Source organism: Cupriavidus sp. PB-02 (genome assembly GCF_058252315.1).
Window position 1 is genome coordinate 996,861 of sequence record NZ_JBXPSX010000003.1, and the last position, 18,247, is coordinate 1,015,107.

Genomic DNA, 18,247 nt, shown 5'->3' on the forward strand with positions numbered 1-18,247 from the left:
GGTTCCCGGTCAACTCGCGAATGCTTGTGAGCGTCAGCGATCTCCCGGCAAATCGCCAGGGGCCTGCAGAGCGAAAGTCTTATCTTGACGCTGATGCATCGGGAAGCCTCCAAATGCGTTGGAAGGAATCCTAGCATGACCAAAGAGCATCCCATTATCTTCAGCGGCGCCATGGTGCGCGTGCTAACTAGAGCGCGCATCAATCTGCTTTCGGGCCCACTCCGAAGCGTGCTGCCATGCCTCGGCTTCGCTGAAGAACTGGCCAGGAACAAGACGGTGATCGAAGACTTTGAGTGGAGCTCCGTCTGCCGCCTTCGTGCAGATCGTCACCTCACCTTGCCAAGGCCCTCCAACGCCAAGAGACGTTGCGGATGCTTCATACCAGTGGTCGCGGTAGTAGGTGAAGCCTTGGAGATCCATTTCTTTCTCCAACTGTCCTGGAGAATCCTAGCATGACGAAAGAATGCCCCATCCTCTTCAGCGGCGCCATGGTGCGCGCCATTCTGGACGGCCGGATCACCAACCACTTAATGTGGGCCGCTTCCTTGATCCGATCTCGATGCTTGTCGAAGACCTCCCCGAGGTCGCCAATATATAGGACGGCGATGGGCAAGACTGTGGCTATGGGGCCGCTCTTTGCGCTCGTGCTTTACCTGTTTGCCATTCGTCGCAGTTTTGCGCTGTTGCTGCCAGTAAGAACTCGTCCTGCGCTCCGGTTAGCCCTCGTAGCCGCAAGCGATCCAGCTTCAAGATTTGTTTCAGATGAGCAAATAGCATCTCCACCTTCTTTCGCTCCCGGCGCGACTGCTTGAACTCGGGTGTCACCGCGAGTTTCCGTGCTACTTCACGCGCTCTCATGGATGCTGCGAGCGATCTTGCGGAATGGCATGTTCGGGCAGCATTGATTCTTCAGCGCGCATCCACCACAGTCGTGCTGGCTGGCTCGATAGATGACGGTGTCGGCCTTCGTGATGTGATCCGCAGGGTATCCGGAACTGGCGCCGACTGATCCGTCCACTATTTGCGCGGTAGCGCCGGCTCCCGGGATTGGCGGTGCAACACGGAATTGACTATGCGGATGCTTCGTGGTTGCCGCGCAATTCGCCGCCGGCAATCACCAGCGGCGCTTCGAAGTACCGGACGACCGGGTCCGCACCGTAGAACCCTGCCATCTGCAGACGCCATGCATCGCCGAGTGCCTGCTCCGCAGCCGCGGTGTCCTGCCACAGAAACACCGCGCCGCCCTGTCGCGCTTTCGGGTCATACAGGTACGTCTTGTGCAACAGCGCCGGATTCTCCTTCCAGTGTTCGGCAGTCTTGCGGCAGTGCGCAACGAACGCCTCCCGGGTCATACCGTCAGGCAGGCTGAATAAGACTGTGACTATCATCATTCTCAGGGCTCCTCAGCCAGAAGTGACGATTTTGCACGTGTGTGCACGTTTGCCCCCGGAGGTCGGGCAAGCGGACGGCAAATCCCGATTGGCATTTTCTCGTCCGCCACGGGTGGCTGTCAGCTAGCGGTATAGGCCACGCGGCTTCAATGTCAAGCTCCGTCCGAATCGGTATGCCGGTAACTTGGGTCAGACCTTCAAAAATCACCTATTGCTGGTAGCAACGTCCGCTATTTTACGAGCGCATTAAATTCTCGGCCGACAGCGCTATGCGGAAATAGGACAAAAAAATTAAATATTTTGATCCGTATCGTCGCGCAACCTGGCTCGAGCTTTTTTCCAACTTATTTTTGCGGTAACCCATCTGGACGAAGCGCATCGCCGTGGCCAATTGCGCTTCTTCGGCGATTACACCTCGCTCGCCGATCCGGGGAAATGTGTAAATCTTTCCTCTTGGCACTTCAATACCGTTGGGCCGTGAGGGTCCATTCGATCCCACCGCTCACCGGTGGGACGCGTTCGTTTCATTCGTATTTTCCGTGTTTTCTTGCGGTTTGCGCCGGAGAGTGTTGATTTATCCAGGACTTGGAGATACCCCGCTCGCGCGAGACTCATAGCGCCGAAATCCTTTGCTACAGACGGCTCTGCGCCCTCCTACCGCCACTTTTTGCACGTAATGTACGATCACCCCAGGAAGGGCGCGGCCACTTATTCCCAGCGCTCGTCCCTGACCTGCACCTTGCCGCCCTCCACCCGAACCGGAAAGGTCGCCACCGGCTCGTAGGCGGGCGGGGACAGCGCCTCGCCCGTCAGCAGGGAAAAGTGCGAGCCGTGGCGCGGGCAGACGACTTCCTGGCCTTCCACGTCGCCGCCGCAAAGCGGCTCGGCCTCGTGCGAGCAGAGGTCCTCGATGGCGTAGTAATTGCCACCCACATTGAATACCGCGACCTGTACGCCATCGACATCGACGCTACGGCAAGTGCCCGGCGCGAACTCCTCGGCGCGGGCGACATCGATCCACTCGCTCATCTCAGAGCAGCCCCAGTTCCAGGCGCGCCGCCTCGCTCATTCGTTCTCTCGACCAGGGCGGGTCCCATACCAGTTCAACCTCGACGTCGTTCACGCCGCTGGCTTCCATCACGGCGTCCTCCACCACACCGGGGAAGGTCTGCGCCACCGGGCAGCCTGGCGCGGTCAGCGTCATGCGGATGCCCACCTTGCCGCTGGCTTCGTCCACCGATAACTGGTAGATCAGGCCAAGTTCATAGATATTGACCGGGATCTCGGGGTCGTACACGGTGCGCAAGGCCGCTATCACCCGCCCCTCGAGGCTGTCCGGCTCAGGCTCGAACCTGTCTTCGTGTTCCTCGGCCTTGCGCAGCCAATCGATCATGCTCATCGCTTCACTCCGTTGAGGCCGGCTTGGCGCGGTTCTCCAAAGCGGCTTGCATGGTATGCCAGGCCAGGGTTGCGCACTTCACGCGCGCCGGAAACTCGCGCACCCCGGCCAGGACCTCCAGCTTGCCCAACGGCACGCCGGCCCGCGCCGACTCTGCGGTCACCAGCGCGTGGAAGGCAGAGAACAAGGCCCGCGCTTGTGCCTCGGTCTTGCCCTTGAGCGCCTCTGTCATCAGCGAGGCGGAGGCGGTGGAGATGGCGCAGCCCGAGCCATCGAAGCTGGCGTCCTCGATCACCCCATCGCTGATTCTCAGGTACAGCGTCAGCCGATCGCCGCACAGCGGGTTGAACCCCTCGGCGCTGCGGTTCGCTGCCGCCAGCCGCCCGAAATTGCGTGGCGAGCGACTGTGGTCGACGACCACTTCCTGGTAGAGGTTGCGCAGGTCGGACATCAGGCGAATATCTCCTGTGCCGCGCGCACGGCAGCAAACAGTGCATCCACTTCTTCACGCGTGTTGTACAGCGCGAAGGAAGCGCGCACCGTGGCAGGCACGCCGAAGCGCTCCATCACGGGCATGGCGCAATGGTGGCCGGCACGGACCGCCACGCCGTGCTGATCGAGGATGGTGCCGACATCGTGCGGATGGATGCCGGCCAGGGTGAACGAAAGGATGCTCGCCTTGTCGGCAGCCGTGCCGATCATGCGCAGGCCGGCGATCCGCGCTGCCTGCGCGCTGGCGTAGGCGAGCAGCGCGTGCTCGTGGGCGGCGATGGCCTCCAGGCCGACCGCGCGCACATACTCGATGGCGGCGCCAAGGGCGATGACGCCGGCGATATTGGGCGTGCCGGCCTCGAACTTGTAGGGAAGCTCGTTGTATGTGGTCTTGCGGAACGTGACCTCGCGAATCATGTCCCCGCCGCCCTGGTAAGGCGGCATGGCATCGAGCAGCGCAGCCTTGCCATAGAGCACGCCGATGCCGGTGGGGCCGTAGAGCTTGTGCCCCGAGAAGGCGTAGAAATCGCAATCGAGGGCCTGTACGTCGACCTTGAGGTGGGGCACCGCCTGCGCGCCATCGACCAGCACCGGGATGCCCCGGGCATGCGCCAGCTCGATGATGTGTCGCACCGGGTTGACCGTGCCGAGCGCGTTGGAGAGGTGCGCCAATGCAACCAGCCTGGTGCGTGGGCCGAGCAATCGCGCGAACTGTTCCAGCATCAACTCGCCCGCGTCGTTGATCGGCGCCACCTGCAGCAAGGCGCCGGAGCGCTGGCACGCCAGCTGCCACGGCACGATGTTGGAGTGGTGCTCCATCGCGCTGATCAGGATCTCGTCGCCCGGGCGCAGGCGCTGGCCGAAGCTTGCCGCCACCAGGTTGATCGCCTCGGTGGTGCCGCGCACAAACACGATTTCCTCGCGCCCGGCCGCGTTGATCAAGTCTCGCACGGCGTCGCGCGCAGCCTCGTAGGCCTCGGTGGCGCGCTGGCTCAGGGTGTGCACGGCGCGGTGGACATTGGCATTGAGCGCGCTGTAGTAACGTGCTTCGCTAGCGATCACACTTTGCGGCTTCTGGGTGGTGGCGGCGTTGTCCAGGTAGACCAGCGGCTTACCGTTGACGGTCTGGCGCAGGATGGGGAAATCCTGCCGCAGCCGCTCCACCTCCAGGCCGGCGTCCGGCACCGCGCGCTCCACGGCCATCAGTTCATGCGCTGCCGTGTTCATGGCAGCTCCTTCACAGGTTCCGGCAGCTTGCCGCGCAAGAGCGTTTCCAGCCGCGTGCGCAATGGGGCAGAGCCGAGCCGCCTGACGACCTCCTCGGCGAAGGCAAAGGTCAGCAGGGCACGCGCCGCGGCAGCGTCCATCCCACGCGAGCGCAGGTAGTAAATCTGCTCGGCATCGAGCTGGCCTACGGTGGCGCCGTGGCCGCATTTGACGTCGTCGGCATAGATCTCCAGCTGCGGCTTGGTGTCGACCTCGGCTTGGTCGGACAGCAGCAGGTTGCGGTTGGACTGGTGGGCATCGCTGTGCTGGGCATCGGCATGCACCACCACCTTGCCGTTGAAGACGGCGCGCGAGGCGCCCGCCAGCACGCCTTTATACAACTCGCGACTCTTGCTGTGCGGGCTGGCGTGGTCGATGCGGGTGTGGTGGTCGATATGCTGCCGCCCGGCAGTCATATACAGCCCGTCCAGCGAACACTCGGTATGCTCGGCATTCAGCCCGACTTCGATGTCGACCCGCGCCAGGGCGCTGCCCAGGGCAAAGGAACTGGAGGTGAAGCGGCTACCCTGCCGCTGGTCCAGGTTCACGCCGGCGATATGGAAGGCCTTGAGGCTCTCCTGCTGCAGCTTGTGATGTTCGACCTGGGCATCACGCTCGGCAACGATGTCAGTGATGGTATTGGTGCAATAGCCCAGGCCATCCAGGCCCGCGTGGTGCTCCACGATGCAGACCTGGCTGCCGGCTTGCGCCACCACGAGGTTGCGCGCATGGGTAGCCAGCTCGCCAGCCGTGGCGAGGAACAGCAAGTGGATCGGCTGTTCGGGGACGGTTCCGGGCGCCACGCGGATATAGGCACCGTCGGTCATGAACGCCATGTTCAAGGCGGCGAAACCGGACGGATAGTCGCTAGCGCGACGCAGGAGCAGCGCTTCCAGGCAGTCCGGTGCGCGCTCCAGCGTGGCGGCGAGGCTGGCGAGCTCCATCCCCGCAGGCAGCGCACCGATGCGCGACCATCGCGGCTGGTGCGCGCCGTTGACGAATACCAGCAGGTGCGCGCCGGCCAGGGCGAGCGCCTCGATCCGCGCTGCCACCGCAGCGTCCAGGCCGTCGCCGGCCTGCGGCAGTGTCACGGCAAAGCGGCTTCTCTCGAGTGCGGCCACGCTGGTGTATTTCCAGTCCTCCTGGCGCAGTGTAGGGAACCCGGCCTGGGCGAAATGATCCAGCGCCTGCCGGCGCGCGTGCGCGAGCCAGCCCAGGCGGCGGCCGGGCAGCGCGGCCTCGACGCGGTCGAACTCGGCGAGATAGTGCTCCAGTCCGCTTGCGCTCATGCTGAAGACTCCATCCCCGTGACGGCCTGCGCCTCCACCCCGGCATAGCCGCGCCGTTCCAGTTCGCGCGCCAGCTCGGGCCCGCCGGACCTGGCGATGCGGCCGTGCGCAAGCACGTGAACCTGATCCGGCACGATGTAATCGAGCAGGCGCTGGTAGTGCGTGACCAGCACAATGGCGCGTTGCGGGCTGCGCATGGCCTCGATGCCCCTGGCGACGATCTTGAGCGCATCGATGTCGAGACCGGAGTCGGTTTCGTCGAGAATGGCGAGCCGGGGCTCCAGCACCGCCATCTGCAGGATCTCGTTGCGCTTCTTCTCGCCGCCGGAGAAGCCCTCGTTCACCGAGCGGTAAAGCAGGTCCTGGTCCATCTCCATGAGCTGGAGCTTGTCCTTGACCAGGGCGAGAAAATCCATGGCGTCCAGCTCTGGCTCACCGCGGTGCTTGCGGATCGCGTTGAGCCCCGCCTTGAGCAGGTAGATATTCGAGACGCCGGGGATTTCCACCGGATACTGGAAGGCGAGGAAGATGCCCGCGCGGGCGCGCTCTTCCGGCGGCATGGCAAGCAGGTTCGTGCCATCGTAGAGGACTTCACCCGCAGTGACGGTGAAGCGGTCGCGGCCGGCCAGTACGTGGGCCAGGGTGCTCTTGCCCGAACCATTGGGGCCCATGATGGCATGCACCTCGCCGGCCTTCACGCTGAGATCGATGCCGTGAAGGATGGGCTTCTCGTCTACGCTGACGTGCAGCTTGCGAATCTCAAGCATGGCTGGTTTCTTTCATCCAATGTGGCCTGCGGCGCGCCCCGGGCGCCCCCCCTTACCCGATACTGCCTTCCAGGCTCACGCCCAGCAGCTTCTGGGCTTCCACCGCGAATTCCATCGGCAACTCCTTGAATACTTCCTTGCAGAAACCGTTCACGATCATCGACACCGCATCCTCTGCGCTGACACCGCGGCTCTGGCAATAGAACAACTGGTCCTCGCCGATGCGCGAGGTGGAGGCCTCGTGCTCGACCTGGCCGGTAGCGTTCTTCACCTCGATATAAGGGAAGGTGTGCGCGGCGCATTTGTCGCCCAGCAGCAGCGAATCACACTGCGAGTAGTTGCGCGCGCCGATTGCGCTCCTGGCCATCTTCACCAGCCCGCGGTAGGCGTTCTGGCCGTGGCCGGCCGAAATGCCCTTGGAAAGGATGGTGCTCCTGGTATTCCTGCCGAGGTGGGTCATCTTGGTACCGGTGTCGGCCTGCTGATAGTGGTTGGTCAGCGCGACCGAATAGAACTCGCCGACCGAGTCGTCGCCCTGCAGGATCACGCTTGGATACTTCCAGGTGATGGCGGAGCCGGTCTCCACCTGAGTCCACGAAATCTTCGAGCGCGCGCCGCGGCAGTCGCCGCGCTTGGTGACGAAGTTGTAGATGCCGCCCTTGCCTTCCTTATCGCCCGGATACCAGTTCTGCACGGTCGAGTATTTGATCTGTGCGTCTTCCAGCGCGATCAGCTCCACCACCGCGGCATGCAGTTGGTTCTCGTCGCGCATCGGCGCGGTGCAACCTTCCAGATAGCTGACGTAAGCGCCCTGGTCGGCGATGATCAGGGTGCGCTCGAACTGGCCGGTGTTGCGGGCATTGATGCGGAAGTAGGTCGACAGCTCCATCGGGCAGCGTACCCCAGGCGGGATATAGCAGAACGAGCCGTCGCTGAACACGGCGGAGTTGAGCGTGGCGAAAAAGTTGTCGGTATAGGGCACGACCGAGCCGAGATACTGCTGCACCAGCGCCGGATGCTCCCGCACCGCCTCGGAAAACGAGCAGAAGATGATGCCGAGTTCGCCCAGTTTCTGCTTGAAGGTGGTGGCCACCGAGACGCTGTCGAATACCGCGTCCACCGCCACGCCTGCCAGCAGTTCACGCTCGTGCAGTGGCACGCCCAGCTTTTCGTAGGTGCGCAACAACTCCGGATCGACCTCGTCCAGCGTCTTCGGTCCCGCCTTCTGGGAGCGCGGCGCTGAATAGTAGGCGATCGCCTGGTAGTCGATGGGCGGGTGCTTGACCGTCGCCCAGTGCGGCTCGGACATCGTCAGCCAGTGGCGGAAGGCCTTGAGACGCCACTCCCGCATGAATTCCGGCTCGCCCTTGATGGCCGAGATCATGCGGATCACGTCCTCATTCAGCCCGCACGGCACCGTGTCCGTCTCCACGGGCGTGTAGAAGCCATGCTTATAGCCTTGGCTGATCAGTTCATCGAGCTTGCGTGCCGGGGTTGCCATGTTCAGCCTTCGCTTGCCACTGTCATCTAAATCACGAAATGTCAGCTTGCGGCCCGTGTGCGCGTCGGGCGTGCAAGGCGCCAATATCCACCGGGTGCAACACCGGTTGTGCCATATCTGCCAGTGTCACACCGTTAAGCGCCCCAAAGATCACTCTATTGATCGATTGCCAGTTGGCGCGGATGGCGCACAGACCTTCCTGTGCACACAGACCGGTAGCGACACTGCACTCGGTCATGCCGGCCGGGCCTTCCATGGCGTCAATCACCTGTGCGATCGAGATATGTTCCGGCGGTCGTGCCAGCAGATAGCCGCCATTGGCGCCGCGCAATGACTGCAGCAAGTGGTGCCTTGCCAGCCTCTTCAGAATCTTGCTTGCCGTCGGTACCGCCACGCCGATCGCGGCGGCGACCTCGGCGGCACTGCAAATTCGGCCCGGGTTTCGCGCCAAGTGCGTCATGATCACCGTCCCGTAGTCGGTCAGCTTGCTTAGTCTGAGCATCATCGCCACCAGTATTTGCCAATTAGAACCAATTTGGTCCTCATTTGTTCCAGCATCCCTGTTTCGCGTCAGGCCGGGATGCGGAGAATCCGCTATCACCAGGCCGCCGTCGACGTGTATAGATGATTAGCTGCGCCTACGGGGCAAGCGAACACCGAGACCTTTCAGGGGACTCTGGAAAGAGTCCTTTGCATCCCTGTAGCAACGGCGAACTATCGATGCGTGGGCGTGCGACGTGGGCAAGTCTTTAACGCTGCGAGAGCTGGCCTGCCTCACGCCAGCGCCGAGGAGACTCAGGCATGGTCAACCAACCCATTACCGTCATCACTGGTGCGAGCCGCGGCTTGGGCCGCGCGGCCGCGCGCCGGCTGGCCACCGTGGAAGGCCATCTGGTCGTCGCCACGGCGCGCAAGCCGACGGACCTCGAGGTGCTCGAGACAGAGCTCCGGCTTGCGGGTCATCCGATCGCTTGCCACCCCCTTGACGTTACGGAGGACAGCTCGGCGGCTGCGCTGGCCAACTGGCTGACTGAACGCTTTGGTCGCGTGGACGTGCTGATCAACAACGCTGGTGTTTCGCTCGACCACTACGACACCAGCCTGCTCGAACTGCCGCTCGACGCCCTGCGCCGCACCTTGGAAACCAATCTTTTCGGCGTGCTGCGGACCACCCAGGCGTTGGCGCCGCTGCTGCGCGCCAACCGCGCCGGCCGGGTGGTCAACCTGGCTTCGGGCATGGGACAGCTGGCGGAGATGGGCAGCGGTGTGCCGGCCTACCGAATCTCGAAAACGGCGCTAAACGCCGTCACGCGCATCCTGGCCGCCGAGATGGCCGATAGCGGCGTCAAGGTCAACTCGGTGTGTCCCGGCTGGTGTCGCACCGACTTGGGCGGCCCCGATGCGCCGCGCTCGCCCGAACAGGGCATCGACACCGTGATCTGGCTGGCAACGCTGCCCGACGATGGCCCCACCGGTGGCTTTTTCCGCGATCGCCAGCCGATTCCATGGTAGCCAGGCGCGCTCAAGAGAGGGGTTCGCACGGGCGTGCATGCCCGCTCAGGGGTGATCGTGCTTTCGGTGCTGATTGACACGGTTTCAGCAAGTAAGCCGTTCTGTATCAACGAGTTGTGCAAAGAGCTTTTCGTGCAAAAGTCGTTGTGTGCAAATTGTTAATTTCAAAGAGGATTTCGGGCGCCGGCGTATCATTTTGCAGCGAAAGCACGATCACCACGTGTTGGATAGCGGGCGTAACAGTTCAAAACCGGACCCTGGTTCGATGAAGTGCTGGCTACCCTACAGAAGCCGCTCGCGCAGCGCGGGTCCCGGGGCCACGGCCCACGCCCTTGATCGCGTATTCAAGCCCTTGACAACTCCGGCGAGGGCACGTCTTATCTCTGCAAAATTTCGGTGTATTCGCTTACCCGGCTCAACTGCGCACCGGTACGATGCTGAACCGGGAGACACCCTGGGTTGCAGCGATTTCGGCCGCCAGTGCTGCCGGCGATAGCGCGCGCGACTTTTCCGGCGCGACCAGGCTGACTCGCCACACGGCCTGGTTGTCGGCAAACGTGATGGTCAGGCTGTCGTGCAGCACGCGGTAGCCGCGGGACTTTGCCCTGTCGATCAGCAGATCGAAGTCAGGCGCTTCTCCGGGTTGGAAAGTCAGCGATAGATCAAGCGTCATGCGGCCCGGAAGAAACTTTTCTTCGGCCGCAACGCTCCCGCGCGTGGTTCTCTGCATGCGCTAGTACACTGCGTCAATTAAATGGCACCGGGCGAATTCGCCGAGTTGGGTCGTTGTACTTCCACTTGATGGGTGCCGGATTCTCGTTGTGCTGACGGATATAGCGCATCAGCTTCCGGTCCAGGTCCTTCACGGAAGTAAAGGTACCGCGACTAATGACGTCACGCTGGATACGGGAGAACCAATTCTCCACCTGGTTCAGCCACGACGAATATGTGGGCGTGAAGTGCATGTGCACGTGCCGATGGGCCCGCAGGAATTCCTGGACGCGCGACGTCTTGTGGCTGCTCACGTTGTCACAGATCACGTGGATTTCCTGACCATCGGGCTGATGGGCCACGATATCGGTCAGAAACGCCACGAACTGCTCGCTGGTGTGACGCGCCGCAGTCTTGCCTAGCACTTCTCCGGTGGCCGTGTTCAACGCGGCAAACAGGCTCAAGGTGCCGTTGCGCTTGTACTCGAATCCATGGCTTTCGGCACGCCCGGGCGACAGCGGCAACATGCGGTCTTTGCGGTCCAATGCCTGGATCGCGGTCTTCTCATCCACGCAGAACACCACCGCATGCGCCGGCGGGTTCAGGTACAAGCCAATGACGTCGGCAGCCTTGGTCTCGAAGTCCGGATCGTTGGAGATCATGTGCTGTGCCAGTCGATGGGGACGCAGACCATGTTTGCGCCAGATACGTTGCACGGTCGAGACCGACACGTTGCCCAACTCTGCGGCCAGCTTGTAACTACTCCAATGCGTGGAGCCGTCGGCTGGCTTGCGCTTGAGCGTGGTGTTCAACACACGCGCCTCAAGCTTCTCCGGCGCGCGCGCGGGGGCTCTGCCGGGATGGCGTGCGTACAGGCCCGCGAGCCGCTCGGCCAGAAACCGGCGCGACCAACGCGCGATAAAGCGCGAATCGCAACCGAGCCGCTGCATGATCGCGTCGCGCGATTCCCCGTCTTCGAGCATCAGGATCAACCTGGCCCGACGCACATCCGCCACACGCACCGTTTGGCTGCGCGTGGCTGCCAACAATTGCTCTCGTTCGAGCTCGTCCAAGCTCATTTTTCCCATGCATCCATCATAGATGAATGGGGTGCTATTTCAAAGACGCGAAGGACTAGTGAGGAACCCTGGGGCGCTGACAAGCCTCAAGCAGGCTATGCGCCCGGAATGGCTCTGGCAAAGGACGGGACCGGACCATCTGCCACTCTATTTTCTGCTGCCTTACGATCTGCGCGCGGTGGCAAAGCTGATCTGCTGTCACCAAGATATTGCCGCCGATTCCTGCTTTGCGCTGGGGATGCTCGCGAACTTCGAGATCGCCCTAAAGCAACCATGGCGTTATCGCCATCTTTTCTGGGAATGCGGCATGCTCGGCCAAGCGCTCTATCTTGAAGCCGAAGCTACCGGAGAGCGCGCCACGGGGATTGGCTGCTTTTTTGATGATGAAATGCACGCCATGCTCGGAATCAAGGACCACGCTTGGCAAAGCCTGTATCACTTTACCGTCGGCGGCGCCCTGGTCGATCAGCGCCTGTCGGTATCTGCACCGCATCAGGAGTAATGCACCCGACACGAAGCAGGTCAGTCAATCTCGCCGAAAGCAGTCGTTGACTCAGTGGCCATGTACGCCGCCTGCGGGAACGACGGGCTAGACGCAGTTGCGGCATGCCAACGCTCCATGACGGCGCATGCCCGGCCCCTTGCCGGCTTCCGATGGTGGTGCGGTTTTGCGCTTGCACTCAAAGTGCAGACCATCATCGGAGGTACATCATGATCCATCACAACGAAGAGCCTACCTTCCGTGGACTGCCATTGACCGCCGGCCAAAACTCGGAAGTCCAGCACTACGTAAAGAAGACTCAGTTGGGTGAGCCATAGGATACATCGGAACTGGCGGCGATGCTCGACGACATGCTACTGCCACCCGGAACGGAGGACGACAACCAAGGCGACTCCGCCATGGACATGCTAGCCGCCGCAGAGCGCGCCGCCGCGTTCGTCGATCAGTCCATGGAGCCGATCGAGGCCTATGAGGAATGGAAGGCCGCCATGGAAAGGCAGAGCGAGAAGGGAAACAAGCGTTGATGCGCAAGCGACCACGGGGCCGGTAGCAGCGGCCAACTAGCGCCGGCTACCAGGTGGAGATAGCCTTTGCAGTGAACACCGGCATTTCGATCCCGGCCGCTGTGTCAGTCACAGCCTGGATTTCGACAAAGGGCCGCTTCGATTCCACCGCGCCAAATATCGCCGCGAACGGTATGTCCGCGGCATCCCGGCCGGTGCCGATACGAAGCAGCCCCGTCGGGATCGATACGCCAGAGGGATCGAGCAGGTACCACCGGTGGGACAAATACACTTCTACCACCGCATGAAAATCCGGCGCTCCCATTGTTGGATCTGCCCCATAGTCCAGGCTGCTGGACATGCGCGCCGGAATGCTCAGGGCGCGGCAGATCCCAATCATCAGGTGAGCAAAGTCGCGGCAGACACCGGTGCGTTCAACGATGGTATCGACCGCCGACGTGCGCTCGTTGGTGGAGCGCGAGAGAAAACGCACGTGATTGCGCACCCACTCCCGAATTGCGTAGACGCGGGCATAGCCGCGCTGCATGCCCCCGAACTCACGCATCGCAAATTCCATTAGGCGGTCAGATTCACAATATCGGCTAGGCGCGAGGTAGTGCCAGACATCGAACGGTAGTTCGGCGACAGGCACTTCTGACAACTGAGCGCTGTCGTCCAGGCGATGATCGATATCGACGACTGCCTCATAGCGAATGGCAAGGCGACCCTTGGGTGCGCGCATTCTAAGCAGGCGGTTGCACAGCACCGGATCCGTGTAGTGGCTGGTCTGAATTGACGGGGGGAACGTCAATCGCTCGGCAACGACGACCTGCCGGGAAGTCCTGGCGGCTTCAATGTTCAGAAGGAAGTCCGCCATGGGATCCATGACCTCGTAGGACAGGCTCACCGAGTATCGGAGACGGTTCATCTCAAGCCTTGCGTTGACGACGATCTGAAGAAAAGCAAAGAGATCCGGACAGCGAAGACTGCTGTGGATTGCCATTTCAGTGTAGTGCCTGCGAACGACAAGCTGATCGCCATCGTCCGCGCGCTGGACGGCACCTGGCACCGCCCTTTCACAGCGCTGGAACTGGCCTGCCTGCAGTCCCTCGTTGAGCCCGAGGAATATCTCGAGCTGGACGGCCTGAGCGATCAGGCCTGGCGCGAGCGCATCGGCAACGCTGTGCCGGCCAGGCGCGGCGCGCGCGATCGCGAAGGTGATGGGCACTACTCTGCTGCTGGCCGAGCCAGGCGAGACGTTCATGCTGTCAGCCACGCCGGTGTGGGTACGGCCTAGTGGCGGTGGCGCTGTCAGTGGCACAGCCTGCGGAGGTTATGTAATGGCCTATTTTCCGACCAAACCGGCAACGGCCACAAATGCGGAAACGATAGCTATACCGAGAGCCCATTTCGAAATGCGGAGCGCTTGTCGCGCAGTCTCGACTTGGTCCTGCGCCGCGCCCGCTGCCTGCTCCGTCGCCAGAAGCGCTCGTTCCTCGCGTATCTCCGCTCGCTGGCTGTCGATCCTATCGAGATATGCACGAGCGTTCTCTAAACGCCTGTCGCCGAACGTGTGGCGCTCTACGTGCTGCCGGAATTCGTCCTCGCTGTGTTTAGCAATCCACTCGAGTATTTCGGCATCGGTTTCGAAGTTCGCCATGGCTTGCCCTCTATCGTGCCAGAGGATCGTAGCACGCGAAGGAAGCGAGGCGGATGGGGATGGCGGGGTGAGCCTATTCCTCCACGCCAAGAATTACATCCACCGCGGCTCTGCCTGCTACCTCGGCGACGAGATATGCCCAGCGACGAGAGAACGGGCCGCCATGGACTTTGATTCGCTTGCCGATTGCAGCAACTCCCGGAGGCCTCATCGGGCCCTCGATCTGGAACCAGACATCGAACATGTCCTCGGATGTGCTCACAAGGTCAATATGGATCTCGAATCCTCGATATTCGGTAACGCGGTCCATGGCTATCTCCCAACGCTGCCAAGGATCCTAGCATGACCAAATAACGCCCCATCCTCAGTACCGGCAACAGCTCGAAGAACTGGACCCGCTTGAGTGACGCTGGGAGTCTTCCAGATGCCGAGCGAGATGCCGAGCGGCGCTCACATCTGGCCCAGTTGGTTGCGGCGAAACGCACCCCACCCAGGACACACCGAGACGATCGTCTGCGATCAGGATGGGCAATGCCATTTCGCTCGTACGCGCATCACTGGTGGCCGTCGCAAAGCTGCCCGGATAAGCAACCCGCCGTTTGAAGCTTACCCGATGATGGGGCCGTCCCTACGCTACCACGACCGAAAAGCATCAACGCGCAACTGCGCAATACACTTCCCGAGCGATGAAGCGGCCACCAAAGCTGCTGTGGCTAGCCTTGCGCAACATCACCTGCAAGTGGGGCAGCGCCACGCACGACTGGAAAGCGGCCATGAACCAGTTCGCGATCCTCTACGAGGATCGCTTCACACAACCCCATCACTGAGATAGGATCAAAGGCCTGCCTGCCGGGCAGCCTGCCCGGCAGGCAGGCCTTTAGCCTTGCACACAAAAATCCTGACACCCCCGTCATTGACGAATACGAACTATCCAATATAGGTGTATGCTCAAATTTCACCCCCTCTGCAGTGGTTCGCACCCGGGAATTTTGGCGCACTCACCGGGGAACACCATGTCAATCCCGCTTAGGTATGAGTCGACAGGCACAACGAGGAAGCACTCGTTCCAGTCTTCTCACAAGCTGTCCAAGACCGCACCACAACTAACTTCGCCGGCACCGGGACCACCGGCTCTCGTCAAGGACGAGAGCTTCAAGTGGACGATACCGGACGACCCGAAAGGCGATTACGCGTAGCGATTAAGCCGAAGCATGCAATGCCGAAAGCCCCGCGCGGCGCAAGCCGGCGGGGTACGAGGCGTTTACTAGGGTTGCTCGCTAAGGAAAACGAGCTCCCACCCTTTCAGGCGCACCCACGCGATGAAAGCTCCGCTTCCTCACTTGCCCGAGGCCTTGGCCTTAAGGCCCTGATCGGCGCATTTCTTAACGCGGCCGCTGACGTGTGGTCAGAGCGAATAGTGGCGCCGTGGGGCGTCGTGGATGCGGATCGAGACCACCGAAGGGGCAAAGTTCTGGATGAAGGTGTTCAACGAACTGAAAACGCGAGGCACCCAAGACATCCTGATCGCGGTGACCGACGGCTTGAAGGGCATGGAGCAGGCCCTGAACGCGGTGTTCCCGAGCACGATACTGCAGACATGCAGCGTGCATCTGATCCGCGGCAGCTTGGACTACGCGAGCTGGAAGGACCGCCGTGCGGTGGCGGCCGCGCTCAAGCCTGTCTACACAGCAGCCACGGTAGAGGCCGCACAGGCGGCGCTATTGGCCTTCGAGCAAAGCGACTGGGGCAAGCGCTACCCGCCGATTGCAGCCTCCTGGCACCGCGTCTGGGCCGCGTGATCTTTGCGTTCCCGCCAGCCATCCGCAAGATCATCTACACCACGAATGCCATCGAGAGCATGCCGCCATGGCGTTCAAGAAGGCCCTGATCGAGCGGGCGATGGGCGCGGAGCTGGGCCATCACCTGGGCTACCCGGAGGGTGCTGAGCGCCCCGAAAATGCCAGCAACCAGCGCAACGGCTCCAGCGCCAAGACGGTGCTTACCGACACGGGACCGCTGCGCCTGGCGATCCCGCGGGACCGCGACGGCAGCTTCGCGCCCATCCTGATTCCCAAGCACGACCGGCGTTTCACTGGCTTTGACGACAAGATCATCGCCATGTATGCCCGCGGCATGACGGTGCGCGAGATCCAGGCGTTTCTGGCCGAGCAGTACGGCACCGAGGTGTCGCATGCGTTCATCAGCTCGGTAACGGATGCGGTCATGGAGGAAGTCACCGCCTGGCAGGCCCGCCCGTTAGAGGTCGTGTCCTGCACCGCCTCAGCAGTCATCGGACCCAGAGGCCCAGGATGTCACGCGTGCCATCGGGCAGCACGCCCAGCACCAGATCGACCGCCTTGCTGCGCACGACGCCATCCTCGCGCATCTTGGACCCGCAGCTCGTCGAAGAACACCACCGGGTGGTTGGGGAGCCCACAGCGGTACCCAACTGCCGCCACTCTGCCAACCTTGCAAGCAATGAAGGAAATATCGTGCCGATCATGCCGCGCTTCGTACCTGCTCTATAGTAAAAATCTGGCTTAGAGCCGCAGCTCGGGTCGTACCGCGGCTGTGATGTTGTGCGATGGCTCTCCCCCGGCATACAGAGCACATTCGATAGCCTGGAGTCTGCGCACAGGCCGTTGCCCGTGGTCTCGGCGCCATGGCCTGAGTGATCTGCTTAGATTTCCACGAAGCTGTTCGCGCTCTCAATCTGCGCTCGCTATTCACGCGGGCCGGACGTGAATCCGCCGTTCGATAAGTATTTCGCAAACTTCGGGATGCCAGGTTGAACCGGAGTTGGTGTTTCAGTATCCTCCTCCGCGTCTAACCCTTTTCCCCCACGACTATGACCTGCTTTATAGCGACGATCCTTGGGGCGAACGAGAAGATGACGGCGTCTCATAGCCCATCTCCTTATACAGAAGTAGTACCGTCTCCGCAGCGGGGCATGGAGCATACGGCCGCGGAAATTTCGAGGTAAGGGGTTGTTAACTTCGCCAGACTCGCGTTTACTCTCGGATTTTGAACAGCAATGGGCAACGACGAGTCGGGGGCATGAGTGGACGAGGAATTCGAGAGTCTGGATCTTGGTGATCCGCGGCGGGATCGGCGCGCCAAGGAATTGCTCAAGCGGTTTGCGGCCCTGCCTACTGCGAGCATTCCCGGTGCGTGCGATGACTGGTCGCAAACCATTGGGGCGTATCGGTTTCTCGGCAATGGAGGGGCTGGGGCCGCTGAGCTACGAAGCCCAGCGGGGCATGTTTTTGCATCCGACCTACGCGGTGACGCCTGACCGTGAACCGCTGGGGGTGATCGATGCCTGGATGTGGGCTCGGGAACCAAAGGACGCCAATGGCCACCGCGGCGGGATCAAGGAAAGCGTCCGCTGGATTGAAGGGTATGAACGCGTTGCGGAGCAAGCCGCGCTATTGCCCCAGACACGGCTGGTGTATGTGACGGACCGCGAGGGTGATATTGCCGAGTTGATGGCGCGCGCCCAGGAACTTGGCCAACCGGCCGACTGGCTGATCCGCAGCCAACACAACCGCAACCTTGCCGAAGGCGGCAAGTTGTGGGATAGCGCCGACGCCAGCCCGGCACTCGGGGAAATCGCCTTTATCTTGCCAGGGCGTGCAGGCCAGAAGGCGCGCGAGGTCAAACAGGAGCTACGCGCAAAACGTATGAGGCTGCCCGGTCTGGATGGCCCTGCGCTCACCTGTGTAGAGGCCAGGGAGATCGGAGCGCCCGCAGGCGTCAAGCCAGTGGTTTGGCGGCTGTTGACGAACCGAGAAGCGCAGGACGCCGATGCTGTCATCGAACTCGTCGACTGGTACCGAGCCCGATGGGAAGTGGAGATGTTTTTCCATGTCCTGAAGACCGGCTGCAAGGTCGAAGCGCTACAGCTCTCACACATAGATCGTGTGGAGCGGGCCTTGGCGATGGCGAGCCCGGCGCTAAGACGATCTGGATCGGCATGCAGCGAACCATGGACGCCGCGCTCACCATTCAAGCGCTGCGGGAAGAGTCATGACTTCTGTATAAGGAAATGCCCTGAATGCTGGGCGTGGAATCAAGCTAGGGGATACGCCCCTCTACGTGATCAGTTGTAGCTCTGGCGATCGAAAGCGCGGCTACTTGTCGATAAATCGCTCCTCCAGCTTGCCATCTAATAG

The 18,247-nt window shown here is 61.8% G+C and carries 16 protein-coding genes and 9 pseudogenes; 8 read left to right on the top strand and 17 right to left on the bottom strand.

Going from position 1 to position 18,247, the window contains the following annotated elements:
• Positions 1-183: 183 nt before the first annotated feature.
• From AC10V3_RS39165 to AC10V3_RS39215, 11 genes and pseudogenes are all read right to left on the bottom strand, one after another.
• Positions 184-420: a hypothetical protein gene (locus AC10V3_RS39165; protein ID WP_349604888.1), complete on the bottom strand. Its 237-nt coding sequence runs from the start codon at positions 418-420 to the stop codon at positions 184-186.
• A 201-nt stretch (positions 421-621) separates the two neighbouring features.
• Positions 622-958, bottom strand: a pseudogene (locus tag AC10V3_RS39170) (transposase); the annotation flags it as partial.
• A gap of 112 nt (positions 959-1,070) precedes the next feature.
• Positions 1,071-1,391, bottom strand: a complete 321-nt coding sequence (locus AC10V3_RS39175) for a hypothetical protein (protein ID WP_414223211.1) — start codon at positions 1,389-1,391, stop codon at positions 1,071-1,073.
• A 708-nt stretch (positions 1,392-2,099) separates the two neighbouring features.
• Complete coding sequence (locus AC10V3_RS39180) at positions 2,100-2,420, bottom strand: Rieske (2Fe-2S) protein (RefSeq protein ID WP_349604891.1); 321 nt, start codon at positions 2,418-2,420, stop codon at positions 2,100-2,102.
• 1 nt (position 2,421) lies between these two features.
• Positions 2,422-2,790, bottom strand: coding sequence for an SUF system Fe-S cluster assembly protein (locus tag AC10V3_RS39185; RefSeq protein WP_349604892.1), 369 nt, complete (start codon positions 2,788-2,790; stop codon positions 2,422-2,424).
• A gap of 4 nt (positions 2,791-2,794) precedes the next feature.
• Entirely contained in the window at positions 2,795-3,241 is a 447-nt protein-coding gene (gene sufU, locus AC10V3_RS39190; RefSeq protein ID WP_349604894.1) for a Fe-S cluster assembly sulfur transfer protein SufU, read from the bottom strand.
• Positions 3,241-4,509: a SufS family cysteine desulfurase gene (locus AC10V3_RS39195; RefSeq protein WP_349604896.1), complete on the bottom strand. Its 1,269-nt coding sequence runs from the start codon at positions 4,507-4,509 to the stop codon at positions 3,241-3,243. The genes sufU and AC10V3_RS39195 overlap by 1 nt, the downstream gene beginning before the upstream one ends.
• Positions 4,506-5,837 (bottom strand): Fe-S cluster assembly protein SufD, encoded by a 1,332-nt coding sequence (sufD, locus tag AC10V3_RS39200; RefSeq protein ID WP_490924373.1) that lies wholly within the window; start codon positions 5,835-5,837, stop codon positions 4,506-4,508. The genes AC10V3_RS39195 and sufD overlap by 4 nt, the downstream gene beginning before the upstream one ends.
• Positions 5,834-6,604, bottom strand: a complete 771-nt coding sequence (gene sufC, locus AC10V3_RS39205; protein ID WP_490924374.1) for a Fe-S cluster assembly ATPase SufC — start codon at positions 6,602-6,604, stop codon at positions 5,834-5,836. Before sufC ends, sufD begins: the two co-directional genes overlap by 4 nt.
• A gap of 52 nt (positions 6,605-6,656) precedes the next feature.
• Positions 6,657-8,105, bottom strand: a complete 1,449-nt coding sequence (gene sufB / locus AC10V3_RS39210; RefSeq protein WP_490924375.1) for a Fe-S cluster assembly protein SufB — start codon at positions 8,103-8,105, stop codon at positions 6,657-6,659.
• A gap of 31 nt (positions 8,106-8,136) precedes the next feature.
• Positions 8,137-8,607 carry an SUF system Fe-S cluster assembly regulator gene (locus AC10V3_RS39215; protein WP_490924687.1) on the bottom strand — a complete coding sequence of 157 codons (471 nt, stop codon included), beginning with the start codon at positions 8,605-8,607 and terminating at the stop codon, positions 8,137-8,139.
• A gap of 299 nt (positions 8,608-8,906) precedes the next feature.
• Between AC10V3_RS39215 and AC10V3_RS39220 the strand changes: the two genes are divergently transcribed.
• On the top strand, positions 8,907-9,617 hold the full coding sequence (locus AC10V3_RS39220; protein WP_490924376.1) for an SDR family oxidoreductase: 711 nt from the start codon (positions 8,907-8,909) through the stop codon (positions 9,615-9,617).
• A gap of 415 nt (positions 9,618-10,032) precedes the next feature.
• Here the strand turns inward: AC10V3_RS39220 and AC10V3_RS39225 are convergent, their stop codons facing one another.
• Entirely contained in the window at positions 10,033-10,347 is a 315-nt protein-coding gene (locus AC10V3_RS39225) for a hypothetical protein (protein WP_490924377.1), read from the bottom strand.
• Between the two features lie 16 nt (positions 10,348-10,363).
• Positions 10,364-11,416: an IS630 family transposase gene (locus AC10V3_RS39230; RefSeq protein ID WP_349604907.1), complete on the bottom strand. Its 1,053-nt coding sequence runs from the start codon at positions 11,414-11,416 to the stop codon at positions 10,364-10,366.
• Between the two features lie 46 nt (positions 11,417-11,462).
• Here AC10V3_RS39230 and AC10V3_RS39235 point away from each other — a divergent pair.
• A pseudogene (locus AC10V3_RS39235) lies at positions 11,463-11,909 on the top strand (nitroreductase family protein); the annotation flags it as partial.
• A gap of 209 nt (positions 11,910-12,118) precedes the next feature.
• A pseudogene (locus AC10V3_RS39240) lies at positions 12,119-12,433 on the top strand (hypothetical protein).
• A 46-nt stretch (positions 12,434-12,479) separates the two neighbouring features.
• Here AC10V3_RS39240 and AC10V3_RS39245 read toward each other — a convergent pair.
• Entirely contained in the window at positions 12,480-13,340 is an 861-nt protein-coding gene (locus AC10V3_RS39245) for a transglutaminase-like domain-containing protein (protein ID WP_349604915.1), read from the bottom strand.
• 90 nt (positions 13,341-13,430) lie between these two features.
• On the opposite strand from AC10V3_RS39245, the pseudogene AC10V3_RS39250 reads away from it, so the two are divergent.
• Positions 13,431-13,753, top strand: a pseudogene (locus AC10V3_RS39250) (DNA cytosine methyltransferase); the annotation flags it as partial.
• A gap of 4 nt (positions 13,754-13,757) precedes the next feature.
• Here AC10V3_RS39250 and AC10V3_RS39255 read toward each other — a convergent pair.
• The gene (locus AC10V3_RS39255) at positions 13,758-14,072 is read right to left on the bottom strand and encodes a hypothetical protein (RefSeq protein ID WP_349604910.1); all 315 of its coding nucleotides are present in this window, start codon (positions 14,070-14,072) and stop codon (positions 13,758-13,760) included.
• A 73-nt stretch (positions 14,073-14,145) separates the two neighbouring features.
• Complete coding sequence (locus AC10V3_RS39260; RefSeq protein ID WP_349604911.1) at positions 14,146-14,382, bottom strand: hypothetical protein; 237 nt, start codon at positions 14,380-14,382, stop codon at positions 14,146-14,148.
• A 363-nt stretch (positions 14,383-14,745) separates the two neighbouring features.
• Here AC10V3_RS39260 and AC10V3_RS39265 point away from each other — a divergent pair.
• From AC10V3_RS39265 to AC10V3_RS39275, 3 pseudogenes are all read left to right on the top strand, one after another.
• Positions 14,746-14,899: pseudogene (locus AC10V3_RS39265) on the top strand (IS256 family transposase); the annotation flags it as partial.
• Positions 14,900-15,517: 618 nt separating this feature from the next.
• Positions 15,518-15,933, top strand: a pseudogene (locus tag AC10V3_RS39270) (IS256 family transposase); the annotation flags it as partial.
• Positions 15,933-16,334, top strand: a pseudogene (locus AC10V3_RS39275) (transposase); the annotation flags it as partial. The pseudogenes AC10V3_RS39270 and AC10V3_RS39275, both read left to right, overlap by 1 nt.
• Positions 16,335-16,365: 31 nt before the next feature.
• Here the strand turns inward: AC10V3_RS39275 and AC10V3_RS39280 are convergent.
• Positions 16,366-16,501, bottom strand: a pseudogene (locus AC10V3_RS39280) (transposase); the annotation flags it as partial.
• Between the two features lie 632 nt (positions 16,502-17,133).
• On the opposite strand from AC10V3_RS39280, the pseudogene AC10V3_RS39285 reads away from it, so the two are divergent.
• Positions 17,134-18,105: pseudogene (locus tag AC10V3_RS39285) on the top strand (IS4 family transposase).
• The last annotated feature ends 142 nt before the right edge of the window (positions 18,106-18,247 follow it).